Origin of the sequence: Mycobacterium neumannii (assembly GCF_002245615.1) — a bacterium.
Classification (GTDB): domain Bacteria; phylum Actinomycetota; class Actinomycetes; order Mycobacteriales; family Mycobacteriaceae; genus Mycobacterium; species Mycobacterium neumannii_A.
The window spans coordinates 63,994-81,299 of sequence record NZ_NKCO01000014.1; the positions used below are offsets into that span (position 1 = coordinate 63,994).

The 17,306-nt window shown below is 67.0% G+C and carries 17 protein-coding genes; 5 read left to right on the forward strand and 12 right to left on the reverse strand.

What is annotated here, in order from left to right:
* Positions 1 to 18: 18 nt before the first annotated feature.
* Both CEX88_RS16850 and CEX88_RS16855 read right to left on the reverse strand, forming a co-directional pair.
* A complete protein-coding gene (locus tag CEX88_RS16850) occupies positions 19 to 651 on the reverse strand; it encodes a dTMP kinase (protein WP_094294350.1) in 633 nt (210 codons plus the stop codon).
* A gap of 39 nt (positions 652 to 690) precedes the next feature.
* Complete coding sequence (locus CEX88_RS16855) at positions 691 to 2,028, reverse strand: DUF2254 domain-containing protein (RefSeq protein ID WP_238382090.1); 1,338 nt, start codon at positions 2,026 to 2,028, stop codon at positions 691 to 693.
* A gap of 305 nt (positions 2,029 to 2,333) precedes the next feature.
* Here CEX88_RS16855 and CEX88_RS16860 point away from each other — a divergent pair, with 305 nt between their 5' ends.
* Positions 2,334 to 2,960: a trimeric intracellular cation channel family protein gene (locus tag CEX88_RS16860; protein ID WP_094294351.1), complete on the forward strand. Its 627-nt coding sequence runs from the start codon at positions 2,334 to 2,336 to the stop codon at positions 2,958 to 2,960.
* A 15-nt stretch (positions 2,961 to 2,975) separates the two neighbouring features.
* Here the strand turns inward: CEX88_RS16860 and CEX88_RS16865 are convergent, their stop codons facing one another.
* On the reverse strand, positions 2,976 to 4,286 hold the full coding sequence (locus CEX88_RS16865; protein WP_094294352.1) for a lipase family protein: 1,311 nt from the start codon (positions 4,284 to 4,286) through the stop codon (positions 2,976 to 2,978).
* 141 nt (positions 4,287 to 4,427) lie between these two features.
* Between CEX88_RS16865 and CEX88_RS16870 the strand changes: the two genes are divergently transcribed.
* The gene (locus CEX88_RS16870) at positions 4,428 to 5,114 is read left to right on the forward strand and encodes a DUF899 domain-containing protein (protein ID WP_066848995.1); all 687 of its coding nucleotides are present in this window, start codon (positions 4,428 to 4,430) and stop codon (positions 5,112 to 5,114) included.
* 111 nt (positions 5,115 to 5,225) lie between these two features.
* The gene (locus CEX88_RS16875) at positions 5,226 to 5,570 is read left to right on the forward strand and encodes a heme-binding protein (protein ID WP_094294353.1); all 345 of its coding nucleotides are present in this window, start codon (positions 5,226 to 5,228) and stop codon (positions 5,568 to 5,570) included.
* Between the two features lie 81 nt (positions 5,571 to 5,651).
* On the opposite strand, the gene ahcY is transcribed toward CEX88_RS16875, so the two are convergent.
* The 6 genes from ahcY to CEX88_RS16905 form a co-directional block, all read right to left on the reverse strand.
* On the reverse strand, positions 5,652 to 7,109 hold the full coding sequence (ahcY, locus tag CEX88_RS16880; protein WP_064426922.1) for an adenosylhomocysteinase: 1,458 nt from the start codon (positions 7,107 to 7,109) through the stop codon (positions 5,652 to 5,654).
* 135 nt (positions 7,110 to 7,244) lie between these two features.
* Entirely contained in the window at positions 7,245 to 7,895 is a 651-nt protein-coding gene (gene alkX / locus CEX88_RS16885) for a TetR family transcriptional regulator AlkX (protein WP_238382091.1), read from the reverse strand.
* 17 nt (positions 7,896 to 7,912) lie between these two features.
* A complete protein-coding gene (locus CEX88_RS16890) occupies positions 7,913 to 8,092 on the reverse strand; it encodes a rubredoxin (protein WP_064394752.1) in 180 nt (59 codons plus the stop codon).
* A gap of 27 nt (positions 8,093 to 8,119) precedes the next feature.
* Positions 8,120 to 8,281, reverse strand: coding sequence for a rubredoxin (locus CEX88_RS16895; protein ID WP_094294355.1), 162 nt, complete (start codon positions 8,279 to 8,281; stop codon positions 8,120 to 8,122).
* Positions 8,278 to 9,498 carry an alkane 1-monooxygenase gene (locus tag CEX88_RS16900; RefSeq protein ID WP_094294356.1) on the reverse strand — a complete coding sequence of 407 codons (1,221 nt, stop codon included), beginning with the start codon at positions 9,496 to 9,498 and terminating at the stop codon, positions 8,278 to 8,280. Before CEX88_RS16900 ends, CEX88_RS16895 begins: the two co-directional genes overlap by 4 nt.
* Before the next feature lie 182 nt (positions 9,499 to 9,680).
* Positions 9,681 to 11,147 (reverse strand): amino acid permease, encoded by a 1,467-nt coding sequence (locus tag CEX88_RS16905; protein WP_066849007.1) that lies wholly within the window; start codon positions 11,145 to 11,147, stop codon positions 9,681 to 9,683.
* Between the two features lie 54 nt (positions 11,148 to 11,201).
* Between CEX88_RS16905 and CEX88_RS16910 the strand changes: the two genes are divergently transcribed.
* Complete coding sequence (locus tag CEX88_RS16910; protein ID WP_094294357.1) at positions 11,202 to 12,572, forward strand: FAD-dependent oxidoreductase; 1,371 nt, start codon at positions 11,202 to 11,204, stop codon at positions 12,570 to 12,572.
* A gap of 43 nt (positions 12,573 to 12,615) precedes the next feature.
* Positions 12,616 to 13,566, forward strand: a complete 951-nt coding sequence (locus tag CEX88_RS16915) for a DUF808 domain-containing protein (RefSeq protein WP_066849013.1) — start codon at positions 12,616 to 12,618, stop codon at positions 13,564 to 13,566.
* A gap of 3 nt (positions 13,567 to 13,569) precedes the next feature.
* Here CEX88_RS16915 and manA read toward each other — a convergent pair whose 3' ends face one another.
* From manA to CEX88_RS16930, 3 genes are read right to left on the reverse strand one after another with little or no spacing between them, the layout of a single operon-like run.
* Positions 13,570 to 14,796 carry a mannose-6-phosphate isomerase, class I gene (gene manA, locus CEX88_RS16920; RefSeq protein WP_066849016.1) on the reverse strand — a complete coding sequence of 409 codons (1,227 nt, stop codon included), beginning with the start codon at positions 14,794 to 14,796 and terminating at the stop codon, positions 13,570 to 13,572.
* A gap of 4 nt (positions 14,797 to 14,800) precedes the next feature.
* Positions 14,801 to 15,910 carry a TobH protein gene (locus tag CEX88_RS16925; RefSeq protein ID WP_094294358.1) on the reverse strand — a complete coding sequence of 370 codons (1,110 nt, stop codon included), beginning with the start codon at positions 15,908 to 15,910 and terminating at the stop codon, positions 14,801 to 14,803.
* Positions 15,907 to 17,304: a phosphomannomutase/phosphoglucomutase gene (locus tag CEX88_RS16930; RefSeq protein WP_094294359.1), complete on the reverse strand. Its 1,398-nt coding sequence runs from the start codon at positions 17,302 to 17,304 to the stop codon at positions 15,907 to 15,909. Before CEX88_RS16930 ends, CEX88_RS16925 begins: the two co-directional genes overlap by 4 nt.
* Positions 17,305 to 17,306: the final 2 nt, after the last annotated feature.

The following is a 17,306-nucleotide window of genomic DNA, read 5'->3' on the forward strand; positions in this document are numbered from 1 at the left end:
GAATGGCGCCGAACGGGGCTAGTGAGCGTCCAGTTCGGCGGCGAGCGCGACCGGATCGACGTCGGGTCCGGCGACCTTCCAGCGGCCGCACCACTGCGATGCGGCCAGTGCGGCGTAGACGTCGGAGGTGCGTTGCTGTAGCCCGCCGTCGCGCTCGTAGGCGTCTTTGGCCCGGTCCACCTCGGTGTTGGCGCGCTGCTCGGCGCGCTGGGCCGCCAGTTCTACGGGCACGGCCAGCAGCACCTGTGCGTGCGGCCGCGGAAGCGCGAGGCGCTCGTACTCCAGGGCGCGCACCCACTCGACGACCTCGCCGTCGGCGCCCTGGCGAAGGCGCGCGGCGCTGTAAGCGGCGTTGGACGCGACATAGCGGTCCAGGATGACGACGTCGTAGGTGTCCTGCAGGCGCTCGATCTCGGCTCGGGCGCGGGCACGGTCGAGCGCGAACAACACCGCCATCGCGTACACGGAGTCGGCGAGGTCACCGTGGGATCCGTGCAGCGCCTCGGCGGCCACGTCGGCCTCCACCGACTGCCCGTAGCGCGGAAACGCCAGGCTCGTCACCGTCCTGCCCTCGGCTTCGAACGCGGTTCGAAGTCCGTTGGTCAACGTGCGCTTACCCGCTCCGTCGACCCCTTCGATGACCATCAGCACGGCTGTGAGACTAGCTTTGCCCAGTCGCCGCCCGCGCCATCAGACGTCGTGTTCGGCCGGATCGGGGGCCGTCTCCCGAGAGATCGCCCGGAGGCGTTCGAGGTCGGCCGGGTGAAGGTCGGCTTGGGCGGCCATCGCGTCCATCAACAGCTCGATCTGGCGGCGCAGCGCGGGCACGTACTCCTCACAGTGCTCATTGTGCGCATGCGCGATGAGCATGCGCAGCACGCGCAGCACGGTGGCGACGACGTTCGGCTGGCCCACCGAGCTCTGGCGAATTTGGTCGAACGCGTGCGCGACGTACTCCTCGTGCGACAGATCCCACGGGCGAAGAAGGATCCTGTCGTCAGGTCCGCACACCGCTGGCGGTGGCATGTCCGCCGTCAGCAGTTTGCGCATCATGCTGCCGAGGCGCAGCATCACGTCGGCCGCGGTGGTCGGGTCGTTGATGGCGGGGCTGAGCGCACGCAGGGCGATGTCGACCAGTTGGCGGATCCCGAAGTCGACGTCTTGCTGCATGGTGCGGATGTCGGCCACCTCCACCGTCGACATCAGCTTGCGCTCGACGCGGTCAGGATCGGCCGGCTTCGGCCACAGGGTCATCAGTACCTCACCCTGATGGATGTAGGCGCCGGTGCGGGTCTCCAATCGCACGACGGTCGCGGGCGGGACGGCGGCGAGGATGTATCTGCTCGCCGACTGGGTGACCCAGCCGTCGCTGCCCGCATGGACCGTGAGGTGCTCGCCCGTACCCGGTGCCGGCGGGTGCGGGGCCGGTGTCTCCATACGCGTCTGCCGCGCCTGCTCGTCGATGACTGTGTCGGCCTCCGCGGCGATGGTGCGCACCACCTCCCCCACCTGGAGGCCATAGGCCAGCCGATTGAGGTAGGCGATGATCAACAGCACCGTCACCACCGCCAGCACGACCGCCGCCGTCATCGACACCCGCGGCGCATTCGACATCGGGTCCCCGCTGATATGGCGAAGGGTCAGCACACAGAACACGAAGGTGCCCACCAGCAGGCCTATCACCGACTGGCTGAGCCGGTCCCGGATGAACGACCGCATCACCCGGGGGGAGAACTGGCTGCTGGCCAGCTGCAGGCTGACCACCGTAAGCGAAAAGACCACCCCGGCGGTCGTGATGGTGGCGCCGGCGACGGTGCTCAGTAACCACGTCGCCGCATTGCTGTTCATCTCGAGTGTCAACGGCAGCGAAGTGTCCACGCCGATGACGTCGTCGAGATAGGCCGTCACCTCCGCTAAGGCGATGCCGCCCACCAGGACCAGCGCGGGCAGCGCGAAGAGGCTTTCGCGGAAGTGGTAGAGGGCGGTGGAGATCCGCAGCGCCGACGGTCCGCTGAAGGGACGCATCATACCGTCGTGCACCTGATGTGTTGTGCGCCATGCCATTTGCTTGGGACAGGTGCGCCCTTGCTGCGCTCCCATGGGCAGAGTGGTTGGAGAGCGACGCGACTCGGCGGCGTCGCGCCGCCTCCGACCGAAGGACGGATGGTGAGGGTCGTCATGGTTCTCCCGGTGTAACAGAATGCCTTCGCCTACCTGGAGTTCCGGCTGCCGGTGTGGAGCGCCTCCTGCCAGTCCGGCACCCGGGGCAGCCCACTAGGACCGCGCCGACAGCATCCTGCGAGCCGGGCATGGCCTCGGGTATACACCAAGCAATGTCAACCGAAACGCCTCTGCTGCTGGTGCTTGACCTCATCGGCACGTTCGCGTTTGCTCTCAACGGCGCCCTCGTCTCACTGCGCGCAACGCGTCTGGACATCTTCGGCGTCGTCACCGTTGGCATGCTCACCGGCCTGGGCGGTGGCGTCATCCGCGACATCCTTCTCGATTCGCTTCCGCCTGCGACCTTCGTGGACTGGCGTTATCTGGCCGCGGCAGCGGGCGGCGGCGTCATTGCGTTCGCCCTGAGCCCTGCGCTCGAGCGGTTCACGATGCCCATCACCATCGCCGATGCCGTGGGGCTGAGCGTGTTCGCGGTGCTCGCCGCCTATAAGGCGCTGAACCTCGAGTTCGGCGTCCTTCAAGCGGTCATCGTCGGCACCATCACCGCCGTGGGCGGAGGGACCATCCGCGATGTGGCGATCGGGCAGGTGCCCACGGTGTTCCGCAGCGAGCTCTATGCGATACCGGCGATGACCGGCGCGGCCTGCGCGGCGATCCTCCACGGGCTCGGCGTCCAGAGCATCGCGGCGACGCTGAGTGCCGCGGGGGTGTGCTTCGTGATCCGCATCGTGGGCGTGCAGTTCGATCTCCACGCGCCCCGTCCCCCTTGGCAACGTTGAGGCCCACTGGCCCAGTCAGAACCGCCCGCAGTTAGACGCTGTCGGCACACCCTTGAATCGGTCCGCGATCCACTGCATGGCGGGTTCACCGTCGACCAGCATGGGCAGGCCGTGGTTGACCATCGCCTTGTTGAGGAACGGCGGTTGTTCGTTGGTGCGCGCCTCGACGTCTGCGCCCTGAGCGCACCAGTCGCGACCCATCTGCATCGCCGGCGCCCACGGGACCAGCGGGTCGTACCGGTTGGCGTTGATGAGTACGGGCGCATTGGGTTTCATGCGGCCCAGCTTCTGCTCGTCGAACAGCGACTTGAACGGCTCCTGCTCGACGAGTTCGAAGATGTCCTGATTGAAGTACGGCTGCAGGTGCCGGAACATGAACTTCGTCAGCGTCTCTGCGACGCACTGGTCCTGCACCTTGAAGAGCATGTCGGCGCCGCGCGGTGTCAGCGTCGCCCGGATCGCCGCCTCGTGTTCGGGGTAGGCCGTCATTACCCCGTTCAGCGCATAACCCACCGCTCCGATCAGCATGCTGCCGTCGATGAACGGGAACAGCGCCTTCAGGTCGGCGGGCGGCGCCCCGGCGTAGGAGCCAACCACGTCGAGTTCGGGGGCGTAACTCTCGGCCATCTCCGCTGCCGACGCCGCCGCACCCCCGCCTTGTGAGTAACCCCAGAACGCCAGCGGGCCGTCGGGGGCAAGCGAGGTGCCGGGCAGCTTCTTGGCGGCGCGGGCCGCGTCGAGCATCGCGTGGCCCTGCGACACCCGGTTCGCGTAGGTGTGCAGCCCCGGGGTGCCCAGGCCCTCGTAGTCGGTCATGACGATCGCGAACCCGCGCGCGACCATCGTCGCGACGAACAACTCCTCGTAGTTGAACGCGATGTCGAGGTACGGCGACCAGTGGATACCCTGATTGAACTGCCGCGACGGTGCGCACTGATCACCCTGGCCCTGGGTGCCCGGCCCGTAGACGATCAGCGGCCGCGGCCCGCCGAACGGCCACGGCGCATGCGGTTCGAAGTACGTGCCGGTGACGACGTTCGGGTTTCCCCGAGCGTCGTTGCTGCGGTACATGATTCGTGTGCCGTCGGCCATGATCATGCCGAGTTCGCCGGACGGTTCGAGCACCAGGCGCGAGGGCTCCGTGCGGACCAGATCACCGGGTTTGCCCGGCGGCAGCGGATCCGGCGGCGTATAGAACGCCTGGTATTCGTCCTCGTTGAAATAGGGGTGGTGATCGTCGATGGTCGGGTCGTCGGCCGCTGCGGGCGCGGGGGTCCCGAAGAAAAAGACCATGAGGGCAATCGCGATTCCGACGATGCGACCCATCGATCGGACGTTAGCAACGAAAATCGTTTCATGAGGCCTGTTTCCGGCTCAAGCCTCGCGCCATGGCGGTCGAGCGATGAGTTCGCGCGCCGGCGCAAGTCTGCTTACCCGAAACCCTTTCGTGACGAGGAGGCGCTGGGAATGACGACTCATGCGGTCGGAACGCGTGAACAGTGGCGAACGGCCTACGAGCGGCAGCTGGCCAAGGAGAAGGAGCTGACCCGCAGGGTCACCGAGCTGGCGCAGGAGCGGCAGGCGCTGCCGTGGGTGCGCGTGAACAAGCAATACGAGTTCGACACCACCGCGGGCCGTCGCACGCTCGCCGAGCTGTTCGACGGCAGATCACAGTTGATCGTGCGGCACTTCATGCACGGGCCGAAGACCCCAGAGGGCTGCCCGGGATGCACCTTCGAAACGGACAACCTGGTCGGCGCGGTGGCTCACCTGGCCCGGCGCGACGTCACGTTCATCCTGTCGTCGCGTTCGCCGTTGCCGGTGTTGACCGCCTACAAGCAGCGGATGGGCTGGGACATCGAGTGGGTGTCCTCCGGCGACACCGACTTCGACGCCGACTTCTTCAGCTACATGCACGTCCCGACGCCGCGCCGCGACTTCGGATCGGGCAGCGGCAGCATGCTCGACGTGATGGAGCTGATGGCGCTGAGCTGTTTCGCGCTGGAGGACGGCGTCGTCTACCACACCTACTCGACCTACGATCGCGGCACCGAAGCGCTGAACGCCACCTGGCAGCTGTTGGACCGCGCGCCCAAAGGCCGCGGCGAGGATTTCTCCGACTGGCCGCGCAAGCGCGACGAATATCCGGCGTAGCGCCGCTTGGGGGTTGCTGCACGCCTCCTGTGAACCTGCTTGGGAGGCAGCGCATCAGCCATCGCCCGGTTCCACACTGGCAGTCACACCCTGATCGAAGGAGCCCGTCCGATGTTCGGAACCCGTAGGGCGTACCCGCTCTGGTTGGCCGTCGTGGCCGGCGCCGCGCTGCTCGGCTTGTCCCCGTTGGCCAACGCCGAGCCGGCGAACTGCACCAGCGCCGATCTCGAAGGCGTCCGCGCCGGGGTCGACGCGTCAACGTCGGCCTACTTATTCACCCATCCTGACCTCAACGGCTTCATGAGCACCCTCAGAGGCATGTCGCGTGAGGGGGTGGCCGAGCAGGTGACGGGATACATGGCCAGCCATCCGCAGGAGAACGCCGAGATGGCGGGTATCCGGCAGCCGCTGATGGACCTGAAGAACCACTGCGGGGGATTGGACCCGACACCCTAACCACTGCAGCACAACCCGTCCGGGGCCCCGAGAACGAAAGCCCCCGGCACGCGGATGTGCCGGGGGACCTTCGGGTGACGATCAGTAGCGGTAGTGCTCGGGCTTGTACGGGCCCTCGACGTCGACACCGATGTACTCGGCCTGCTCCTTGGTGAGCTTGGTCAGCTGACCGCCGAGTGCCTCGACGTGGATCTTGGCGACCTTCTCGTCGAGGTGCTTGGCCAACCGGTACACCGCGTTGTCGTACTCGTCGTTCTTGGTCCACAGCTCGATCTGGGCGATGACCTGGTTGGAGAAGCTGTTGCTCATCACGAACGACGGGTGGCCGGTCGCGTTACCCAGGTTGAGCAGCCGGCCCTCGGACAGCACCACGATCGACTTGCCGTTGTCGAAGATCCACTGGTCGACCTGCGGCTTGATGTTGAGCTTCTTGGCGCCCGAGCGCTCGAGGGCGGCCATGTCGATCTCGTTGTCGAAGTGGCCGATGTTGCCCAGGATCGCCTGGTCCTTCATCGCGCGCATGTGATCGAGCGTGATGATGTCCTTGTTGCCCGTCGAGGTGATGACGATGTCGGCCTCGCCGATGGCCTGCTCGACGGTGACCACGTCGAAGCCGTCCATCAGCGCCTGCAGCGCGTTGATCGGATCGATCTCGGTGACCGACACCCGCGCGCCCTGGCCTGCCAGCGACTCCGCGCAGCCCTTGCCGACGTCGCCGTAGCCGCAGATCAGCACCTTCTTGCCGCCGATCAGCACGTCCGTGCCGCGGTTGATGCCGTCGATCAGCGAGTGCCGGGTGCCGTACTTGTTGTCGAACTTGCTCTTGGTGACCGAGTCGTTGACGTTGATCGCCGGGAACGGCAGCTCACCGACGGCCTCGAACTGGTAGAGGCGCAGCACGCCGGTCGTCGTCTCCTCGGTGACGCCCTTGACCGACTCTGCGATCTTCGTCCACTTCGTCTTGTCGGTCTCGAAGCGCTCGCGCAGCACCCCGAGGAAGACCTTCCACTCCGCCGGATCGTCGTCCTCGGCGGGCGGAACCACACCCTGCTTCTCGTACTGTGCGCCGCGCAGCACCATCATCGTGGCGTCGCCGCCGTCGTCGAGGATCATGTTCGCCGGCTCGCCTTCCCAGGTGAGCATCTGCTCGGCGGCCCACCAGTACTCCTCGAGCGTCTCGCCCTTCCACGCGAACACCGGGGTGCCCTTCGGCTCCTCCGGCGTGCCGTGCGGGCCGACGACGACGGCCGCGGCGGCGTGATCCTGGGTGGAGAAGATGTTGCACGACGCCCAGCGGACGTCGGCGCCCAGCGCCGTCAGCGTCTCGATCAGCACCGCCGTCTGCACGGTCATGTGCAACGAGCCCGAGATCCGCGCGCCCTTGAGGGGCTGCACGTCGTGGTACTCCTCGCGCAGCGCCATCAAACCGGGCATCTCGTGCTCGGCCAGGCGGATCTCCTTGCGGCCGAAGTCGGCCAGTGACAGGTCGGCGACCTTGTAGTCGATCCCGTTGCGGGAGTCGGCCTTCAGCTCAGTCATGTAGAGCCCCTTTTCATTCGTCATTGCCTATGAGCGCACAGATGTGCGCACGGCGACATCCATGTAGACATCCAAAGCCTGCGGGCTCGCGGGACAGGCGCTTGTGCGGTGAAACCGGCCGTGGCGCTCTGACAGCTAAGGAATATCGATAACACCGTAGCGTTCGGCGAAGGGCGTCATCAATCGGGCCAGGTCACGGGCCACGTCGTGACCCTGGGCGGGCGATGCGCTGGGGTCGGCTTCCGGCGGCATCGAGACGTAGCTCATCGCGAGCCGGACGATGGCCCTGGCCAGCACTCCGGCATCCTCTTCGCTGGTCTTCACCCAGCTGTCGACGAACGTCTGCGTCAGCCGCCGACTGCAGTGGATGATGATCGGACCGCTGTCGGTGGTGATGAGCTGTAGCAGATCGGGCTTGGCCTCGCCGGTCAGCAACGAGATCACCAGCGGGTCGGCTGCCGACTCGGCGAAGAAGTCGCGGAAGCCCTGGCTGAACGCGGCGAAGACGTCGCCGACGTTGCCCGCGATGGCGTCGTCGATCTGGTCGACGAGCCGGTCGGCCAGGCGCATCGCGTATGCCTGCGCCAGCCCCTGGCGCGAGCCGAACTCGTTGTAGATGGTCTGCCTGCTGATGCCTGCCGCCTTGGCGACGTCGGCCAGGGTGATCGCCGACCAGTCGCGGGTGAGCAGCAGTTCGCGCATGCCGTCCAGAATGGAATCGCGCAGCAGCACCCTCGACGCTTCGGCGTACGGGATGCGCTGCGCGGTCCGGCGCGGGCTGTTCACACGCGCGAGACTAGTCGTCACGGACGCGCGACCTCGACCATCTCGAAGTCGGACTTGGCCGCGCCGCAGTCCGGGCAACTCCAGTCATCGGGAATGTCGTCCCACCGTGTGCCCGGGGCGATCCCGTCCTCGGGCCAGCCCTTCTCCTCGTCGTACTCGAATCCGCACTGCACGCAGACGAACAGTTTGTAATCCATCTGTTGTTCCTTTTCTCGGGTTGGGGGTCATATCGGTTCGAAGTCGACCTTCTCCCGCACGGCGCAGTCGGGGCAGCACCAGTCGTCGGGAATCTCGCTGAATGGTGTGCCGGGTGAAAAGCCCTCCCGCGGAGCGCCTTTGGCCTCGTCGTAGACGTAGTCACAACCCGGGCAGCGGTAGGCGGTCACTGAACCGTCCCCGCGTACCGGGCCACCGCCTTGTCACGCACGCGAGGGTGGATGTTGACCCGCGCGATGTCGCCGTCGTAGTGGTCGAGCACCCGATGATCCATCACCTTGCGCCACAGCGGCGGGAAGTACGTCAGCGCGATCATCGACGCGTAACCGCTCGGCAGGTTCGGCGCGCCCTCCATGCTGCGCAGCGTCTGGTAGCGCCGGGTCGGGTTGGCGTGGTGATCGCTGTGGCGCTGCAGGTGATACAGGAACAGGTTGGTCACGATGTGATCGGAGTTCCAGCTGTGCGCCGGCGCGCAGCGCTCGTAACGGCCGGACTCGAGTTTCTGGCGCAGCAGCCCGTAGTGCTCGAGATAGTTGACCGTCTCGAGCAGCGTGAAGCCGAACACCGCCGAGATGACGATGTAGGGAATCAAGGCCCAGCCGAAGACCGCGATCAGCGCGCCGTAGAAGACCGCCGACATCGCCCAGGCGTTGAGGACGTCGTTGGACCAGTGCCACTTACTCTTGCCTGCGCGCTCGAGCCGCTTGGCCTCCAGCTCCCACGCCGACCTCAGTGATCCGAAGACGCTGCGCGGCAGGAACTCCCAGAACGTCTCACCGAAACGGGCCGATGCGGGGTCCTCGGGGGTCGCGACGCGGACGTGGTGTCCGCGGTTGTGCTCGATGTAGAAGTGGCCGTAGCAGGTCTGTGCCAGCGTGATCTTGGCCAGCCACCGTTCCAGCGAGTCCTTCTTGTGTCCCATCTCGTGGGCGGTGTTGATGCCGACTCCGCCGAGCAGGCCGACCGACAGCGCCAGGCCGATCTTGGCGGGCCAGCCCAGTCCCCCGTCGAAGCCGAGCCAACTCAGATCCGACGCGGTGAACAGATAGGCGCCGACGATCACGCTGGCGTACTGGAACGGGATGTAGGCGTAGGTGCAGTAGCGGTAGTACTTGTCGTTCTCCAACCGCTCCATCACCTCGTCGGGTGGGTTCTGCCCGTCCGGCCCGAACTTCAGATCCAGTGCAGGCAGCAGGATGTAGAGCAGGATCGGCCCGATCCAGAACGGCACTTGCGCGGCGGCGTGCCAGCCCCACTGGTTGAACGCCCAGACCAGCGGCAGCATGACGAACAGTGCCGTCGGCGCGATCAAGCCCATCAGCCACAGGTAGCGCTTCCTGTCCCGCCACTGTGCGATGCCCGGTTCCGGTGTCGTCTGCGTGGTCATTGCCCGCCTCCTGGAGTGAGTGCCATCACGTCTTGAGGTTGACTATAAGCCGCAATTTGTCTGCTGTCTAGACACAACAGTAGATTTTGTAAAGCATCTTGGTGCGCGATGACCCGCGAGCGCCCAACCTTGGACAGCCCGGCCCCCGCGATCGGGTTGCGCGCTCGCGCAGGTGTGGCGGGCTACGCCGAGAGTGTCTGGCTTTCGCGGCGGCCGAGCACCGAGTGACGGCGGCCGTAGAGGAAGTAGATGACGACACCGATCGCCATCCAGATCAGGAAGCGGATCCACGTCAGCGCGGTGAGGTTCAGCATCAACCACACGCACGCCACGATCGAGGCGATCGGTAACCACGGCACGCCGGGCACCCGGAAGCCACGCTCCAAGTCGGGCCGGGAGCGTCGAAGCACGATCACGCCCGCGGACACCAGCACGAACGCGAACAGCGTCCCGATGTTGACCATCTCCTCGAGCTTGCCGATCGGGAACACCGACGCGGTGATGGCCACCAGCACGCCGACGATCAGCGTGATGCGCACCGGCGTGCCGTGACGTCCGGTCCTGGCCAGCCCACGCGGAATCAAGCCGTCGCGCGACATCGCGAAGAACACCCGCGTCTGGCCGAGCACCAGCACGATCACCACTGTCGTCAGACCCGCGAGCGCACCGATCGAGATCACCTTTGCCGCCCAGTCGATCCCGTTGGCGCTGAATGCCGTTGCGAGGTTGGCTTTCTCCCCCGCCTCGCGCAGTTCGGTGTAGTGCACCATGCCGGTCAACACCAGGGCCACCGCGACGTAGAGCACCGTGACGATCCCGAGCGAGGCCAGGATGCCGCGGGAGACGTCGCGCTGCGGGTTCTTGGTCTCCTCCGCGGTGGTGGCCACGACGTCGAACCCGATGAACGCGAAGAACACGATGGAGGCGCCGGCCAACAAGCCGTACCACCCGTAGCTGCTGCCCTCGGCGCCGGTGATCAGCGAGAGCAGCGATTGGTCGGTCCCCCGTCCGCCTTCCCCGGGTTCGGCCGGCGGCACGAAGGGCGAATAGTTTGCCGCCTTGATGTAGAACGCCCCGACGGCGACGACCAGAAGCACCACGGCCACCTTGATCACGGTGATCGCCAGGCTGACGCCGGCGGAGAGCTTCGTCCCCAAGGCCAGGATGGTGGTGACGAAGGCGATGATCAGCAGTGCGCCCCAATCCAATTGCACCACACCGAGATCCGCTGTCCCGCCGCCGAACTCGAACACCTCGCCGAGGTAACTCGACCATCCCTTCGCGACCACCGCCGAGGCGACCGCGAACTCGAGGATCAGGTCCCAGCCGATGATCCAGGCGATGAACTCGCCGAATGTCGCGTAGGAGAACGTGTAGGCGCTGCCCGCGACCGGAACCGTGGAGGCGAACTCCGCGTAGCACAGCGCGGCCAACCCGCAGGCGATCGCGGCGAGGACGAACGAGATCGAGATCGCCGGCCCGGTGATGTTACCGGCGGTCGAGGCGGTGATCGTGAAGATACCCGCCCCGATCACTACGGACACCCCGAACACGGTGAGGTCCCACCAGTTCAGGTCCTTGCGTAACCGGGTGTCCGGGTCATCGGTGTCCGCGATCGACTGCTCCACCGACTTCGTCCGCCGAGCCATCGCACGTCCTCCCGTTGGGTCCGTTTCGGCAATCTACCGAGTACCGTGCACCCAATGGGGCGGAGTTATAAACACGTGGCCGTGATCGGGGGCAGTCTCGCGGGCATGTGCGCGGCCCGGGTCCTCTCGGACGTCAGCGATCGGATCACCATCTACGAACGCGACGACCTGCCCGACGATCCCGCCAACCGCGCGGCCGTGCCGCAAGGCCGCCACGTGCATCTGCTGATGGCCCGCGGCGCCGAGGAGTTCGAAAGCCACTTCCCCGGCCTGCTCGCCGACATGGTGGCCGACGGGGTGCCGATCCTGGAGAACCGGCCCGACTGCATCCACTTCGGCGCGGCCGGCCACGTGCTCGGCACCGCACACCGGTTGCGCGACGAGTTCACCGCCTACGTGCCCAGCAGGCCGCAACTCGAATGGCAGATCCGCAAGCGGGTGAAGGACATCGACAACGTCGACTTCGTACACGCCGGCGTCGTCGAACCCGTCTACGACGCCGCGCTGGAGCGGGTGACCGGTGTGCTGCTCGATTCGGGTCAGATCGTCGACGCCGATCTGGTGGTCGACGCCGCCGGCCGAGGCACCCGACTGCCCGCGTGGCTGGAGAAGTGGGGTTACTCGCGGCCGGCCGAGGAAACGGTCGACGTCGGCATCGCCTACGCCAGCCACCAGTTCCACGTCCCCGAGGGCCTACTGGCCGAGAAGGTCGTGGTCGCAGGTGCTTCGCGAGAACAACCGCTCGGCATCGGCATGCTGTTCTACGAGGACGGCAACTGGAACGTCACAGCCTTCGGTGTGGGCAAGGTGCCGCCACCACAGACCGTCGAGCAGATCCTCGACCTGGCCGACGAGATCCTGCCACCGCACGTGTCGTCCGCGCTGCGCCAGGCCACCCCGCTGGGCGAGACGGCGTTTCACCGGTATCCGACGAGTCGGTGGCGCCGCTACGACACCCTGGAGCGCTTCCCGGCGGGCATCATCCCGTTCGGCGACGCCGTGGTCAGCTTCAACCCGACATTCGGCCAGGGTATGACCATGACGGCGATCCAGGCCGGCAACCTGCGATCCGTGCTGGCATCCGGGGATCCGGACGTGGCCGGTCGGCTCGCGAAGGCGACCGCCAAGACGACGTGGCCGGTCTGGGTGATGACGGCCATCGGCGATCTTTCGCTGCACAATGCGACCGGCGAGTCGAAGTGGTGGTACAAGCCGGTCGGCGGGCTGTTCGATCAGTTCCTCGGCGCCGCGGAGACCGATCCCGTTCTCGCCGAGTGGTTTCTACGCCGGTTCAGCCTGCTCGACAGCCTCTACATGGTGCCGTCGCCGCGACTGGTGGGCCGCACCATCCGGCACAACCTGCGGCTGTGGCTGGCCGAGAAGCGGGCGGGCAAACAAGCGGTCAGGGTGCCTCAATCGGCGTGAACCTCGCGCAAGCGGGTAATTTCGTGGCCATGACGGAGACGCGATGAGCGCGGGACTGTTCGGGCTTCTCGACGACGTCGCGGTGCTGGCACGGTTGGCCGCCGCATCGGTCGACGACATCGGGGCGGCCGCGGGACGCGCGACCGCCAAGGCGGCGGGCGTCGTCATCGACGACACCGCCGTGACCCCGCAGTACGTTCACGGGCTGGCCGCAGAGCGCGAACTGCCGATCATCAAGCGCATCGCGATCGGCTCCCTGCGCAACAAGCTGCTGTTCATCCTTCCCGCCGCGCTGTTGCTCAGCCAGTTCCTGCCATGGCTGCTGACACCGCTGCTGATGCTCGGCGCGACGTATCTGTGCTACGAGGGCGCCGAGAAGGTGTGGGGGCGTATACGGGGCCACGACCACCACGCCGCCCCCGTCGCGGAGGTGGGTGAGGACGCCGAGAAGTACATGGTGACGGGCGCCATCCGCACCGATTTCATCCTGTCGGCGGAGATCATGGTGATCGCGCTGAACGAAGTGGCCGATCAGTCCTTCTGGCCGCGGCTGATCATCCTGATCGTCGTGGCGATCGTGATCACGATCGCGGTGTACGGCGTCGTCGCCGGCATCGTGAAGATGGACGACATCGGGCTGCGACTGGCTCAACGCAGTTCGACGTTCGCGCAGAAGATCGGCCGCGGCCTGGTGGCCGGGATGCCGAAACTGCTTGCGGCGCTGTCACTCATCGGCACGGTCGCGATGCTGTGGGTCGGCGGCCATATCCTGCTGCTGGGAACCGACGAGTTGGGCTGGCACCTGCCGTACGGCTTCGTGCACCACCTCGAGGAGATCGTCCGCGATGCCGTGGGCGGCGTCGGCGGCGTGCTGGCGTGGCTGGTCAACACGGCCGCGTCGGCGGTCATCGGCCTGGTGGTCGGCGCGATCGTCGTCGCGGTGGTGCATGTGTTGCCGTTCGGCCGCCGCCCCAAGGAGGACGCGGCGCACTGAGCGTTAGATGCCGACCGTCGCGCGGAACAGCTTCGTCGGTTCGGTGGCCGCCAGCCGGATCGGCCCCTCGTCGGCGGGCACCCACGCCGCGGATCCCCGGGTCAGCGTGACGGTGCCACCCTTGGCGTGCACCACCGTCGAACCCTCGGCGCACAGCAACAGCTGCGGACCGTCGTGCCGCGTGGGCGCGTCGATTTCGTAACCGAGCCTGTCGGCGTCGATGTCGAGCACCGACAGCGAAAACTCCTGAGCCGGTGTGCGGTACACCCATTCGATGCCGTCTTCGACGTTTTCGGGCCGGACCACCACGTCCTCGGCGGGCGTGAAGTCGAGCACCCGCAACAACTCGGGGACATCGACGTGCTTGGGCGTCAGCCCACCGCGTAACACGTTGTCGGAGTTGGCCATCACCTCGACACCGACACCGCTGAGATAGGTGTGCAGGTTACCCGCGGGCAGGTAGATGCCTTCGCCGGGACTCAGGGTGATGCGGTTCAGCAACAGGGACGCCAGCACACCGGCGTCACCGGGATACCGTTCGCCGAGTTCGAGCACCGTCTTTGCCTCGGCCGCGAATTCGTCTCTGCCCGAACACACGTAGTGGATGGCCCCGTCGATCACCGCGGGCACCAAGACGTCGACATCGGGTTGCGGCGCGGTGATCCAGGTCGTGAACAGCGCGCGCAGTCCGTCACCGTCCGGTTGACCGGAGAGCAGGTTGACGAACGGATCGAGATCGCTGACCTCGAGCGCACGCATCAACTCGATGGTCCGGGCCACCGGCCGGAAGCCGGCGAGCGCCTCGAACGGCCGCACGGCGACGATCAATTCGGGCTTGTGGCTGGGGTCGCGGTAGTTGCGGTTGGGTGCCGAGACCGGGATACCGAGCCTGTTCTCCCGTTCATAGCCCTCCACCGCCTGCTCGGCGCTGGGATGCGCCTGCAGCGAGAGCGGCTCGTCAGCGGCCAGCACCTTGACCAGAAACGGCAGCGCCTCGCCGAAGCGCGCGCAGACCGCCGCGCCCAACTGCCCCTCGGGATCGTCACGCAGCGCATCCAGTAGCGAAAGCTCACCGGCTTCGGTCTCCAACATGGCCGGGTCACCGGGATGGGCGCCGAACCAGAGCTCGGCTTCGGGATGTGCTGTGGGACTGGGCTTTCCAGTGAACTCGGCAATGTCCGTGCGCGAACCCCAGGCATAGGTCCGCACCGCTCCGCGTAGCAAGTGCACTTGGCTAACCTCGAACTAGTTTCAGGTAGACGGCGGTCATCTCCAAGCGGACGGCGAGCATGGCCAACTGTTGTTCCATGCTGCCCGCCGCCGTCGACGCGTCCGGCACGGCTGCTGCCTCCGGCAGTTCCGGCACGTCCTGGGCGCTGATCACATCGACATCGTCCAGATCCGCGGCCCGGGCGGCGACGATCGGTTGCTCGGCATCGGTGGTGAGCACGAATGTGCGCATCCGCCGGGGAAGCGGACCGTCGATCTGTTCGTCGTGGAACATCGACTGCTCCCGGTCCGCCGCCGACGTGCCTCCCATGCCGCCGCGCAGCACCACGAGCGCATCGGCGAAGCCGGCGGCGGCCACGACCCGATGGGCGACGCGCAACATGGTGGCCGCGCAGTGCCGGGCCAGCGCCAGCGTCGCCGCGCTGTCGCCGGCCAGCACCACTTCGCGCTCCGACATCCGTTCGGCCAGTGTCTTGGCCGGATTGGTGAACAGCTCTCGGTTCGCGCTGTTGCGAAGCGCCTCGGCGTCGAGTTCGTCGGCCATCGCGTGGAGATCGACGTGCATGGTGGGGTCGACGACGTCGAGGGTGGCCAGGCCTGCGGCGAGGTAGCGCACGAACCCGAAGTCGTCGGGCACCCACACCCTGGGCGACAGCACCGCCGCCCGCCCGGCCGCGACGTCGCGCAGCGGCCCTTCATACGGCGCGGCGACCACGATGCGCGCCCCGCGGCGCACTCCGGTGGCGGCCGCGTTCACCAGAGCGGGATCGCCCGGGTCATCGCCCGCGACGACCAAGACATCCAATGGGCCGATCCACGGCGGCACCTCGGAGGCGACGACGATGGGCGCGGCCACCGATCCGCCCCATGCCGAAGCGAGCAGCGATCCGGCAGTCTCCGCATTGCCGCGACCGGCGACCCAGATCACCGTCCGCGGTGTCCCGTCGGTGCGCAGCGAATCGAGTTCGCCCTCCGCGAGCGCGGCGGCGGTGGCACGCACCTGGGCGCCCGCCATCGACGCGGCGCGCAGCAGCCCGTCGCGGTCGGCGCCGAGCAGTGCGTCGACGTCGTCGAGGTCGATGATGGCGGCCGAAGGAGACGGCCCGGTGGTCACGTGACCACCTCGGAGTTGGACGGGAGTCGCCCACGGACGGTGTCGGAGACCTGTCCGACGATCCGGTCGACCTCGTCGGTAATGCGGGCTTCGACGTTGAGTCGCAGCAGCGGTTCGGTGTTGGACATGCGCAGGTTGAACCAGGTGCCCTCACCGAGGTCGACGGTTACACCGTCGAGGTGGTCGATGGAGTGGATCCGGTTGCCGAACGATTTGAGCACCTCGTCGACGCACCGCTCGGCGTCGGCGACGGTGAAGTTGATCTCGCCGGACGCCTCGTAGCGCTGGTAGTCGGCCATCATCTCCGACAGCGGCCGGTGTTGTTCGCCGAGCGCGGCCAATACGTGCAGGGCGGCCAGCATTCCGGAGTCGGCGCCCCAGAAGTCGCGGAAGTAGTAGTGCGCCGAATGTTCTCCGCCGAAGATCGCACCGGTCTCGGCCATCAGCGCCTTGATATAGGAGTGCCCGACACGGCTGCGAACCGGCGTACCGCCGCGCTCCGTCACCAGTTCGGGCACTGCCCGCGAGGTGATCAGGTTGTGAATCACCGTGGCGCCGATCTCCCTGCCGAGTTCCCGCGCAGCGACCAACGCGGTCACCGCTGACGGCGAGACCGGATGCCCTTTCTCGTCGACGACGAAACACCGGTCGGCGTCGCCGTCGAACGCCAGGCCGATATCGGCGCCGGTCTGCAGGACGAAGGCCTGAAGATCGGTCAGGTTCGCCGGATCCAGCGGATTGGCTTCGTGATTGGGGAACGTGCCGTCGAGTTCGAAGTACAGCGGCTCCAGCGTGATACCCGAGATCGGTCCGAGCACCGCGGGCGTGGTGTGGCCTGCCATGCCGTTGCCCGCGTCGACGGCGACCTTGAGCGGTCGCAGGTCGGCAAGGCTCACCAGCGAGCGCAGGAACTCGCCGTAGTCGGCCAACACGTCGCGGTCGCTGATCGTGCCGTCCGCACCGTCGTAGCCGGGGACGCCGGCGATGACCTCTTCGGCGATGGTCGACAGGCCGGTGTCCTTGCCCACGGGTTTGGCGCCGGCGCGACAGAGCTTGATGCCGTTGTAGGCGGCCGGGTTGTGGCTGGCGGTGAACATCGCGCCGGGGCAGTCCATGAGGCCCGACGCGAAGTACAGCTGGTCGGTCGAGGCGAGTCCGATCCGCACCACGTCGAGGCCCTGGGCGGTCACGCCGTCGGCGAACGCGTCCGCCAGTGCGGGTGAGCTGGCCCGCATGTCGTAGCCGACGACGACCTGCGAGGCGCTGTCTCGGACGAGGCGGGCGAAGGCGCCGCCCACGTCGGCGACGAACGACTCGTCGAGTTCCGTACCGACCAAGCCGCGCACGTCATAAGCCTTGATGACGCGATGAACCGCCGCGGCGGGCCGGGACATTA

Coding starts and splice junctions, on each gene's coding strand:
- CEX88_RS16855 (WP_238382090.1), bottom strand. CDS start 2,028: ATGATGCGTCCCTTCAGCGGACCGTCGGCGCTGCGGATCTCCACCGCC.
- CEX88_RS16860 (WP_094294351.1), top strand. CDS start 2,334: ATGTCAACCGAAACGCCTCTGCTGCTGGTGCTTGACCTCATCGGCACG.
- CEX88_RS16865 (WP_094294352.1), bottom strand. CDS start 4,286: ATGGGTCGCATCGTCGGAATCGCGATTGCCCTCATGGTCTTTTTCTTC.
- CEX88_RS16870 (WP_066848995.1), top strand. CDS start 4,428: ATGACGACTCATGCGGTCGGAACGCGTGAACAGTGGCGAACGGCCTAC.
- CEX88_RS16875 (WP_094294353.1), top strand. CDS start 5,226: ATGTTCGGAACCCGTAGGGCGTACCCGCTCTGGTTGGCCGTCGTGGCC.
- ahcY (WP_064426922.1), bottom strand. CDS start 7,109: ATGACTGAGCTGAAGGCCGACTCCCGCAACGGGATCGACTACAAGGTC.
- CEX88_RS16890 (WP_064394752.1), bottom strand. CDS start 8,092: ATGGATTACAAACTGTTCGTCTGCGTGCAGTGCGGATTCGAGTACGAC.
- CEX88_RS16900 (WP_094294356.1), bottom strand. CDS start 9,498: ATGACCACGCAGACGACACCGGAACCGGGCATCGCACAGTGGCGGGAC.
- CEX88_RS16905 (WP_066849007.1), bottom strand. CDS start 11,147: ATGGCTCGGCGGACGAAGTCGGTGGAGCAGTCGATCGCGGACACCGAT.
- CEX88_RS16910 (WP_094294357.1), top strand. CDS start 11,202: ATGGGGCGGAGTTATAAACACGTGGCCGTGATCGGGGGCAGTCTCGCG.
- CEX88_RS16915 (WP_066849013.1), top strand. CDS start 12,616: ATGAGCGCGGGACTGTTCGGGCTTCTCGACGACGTCGCGGTGCTGGCA.
- CEX88_RS16930 (WP_094294359.1), bottom strand. CDS start 17,304: ATGTCCCGGCCCGCCGCGGCGGTTCATCGCGTCATCAAGGCTTATGAC.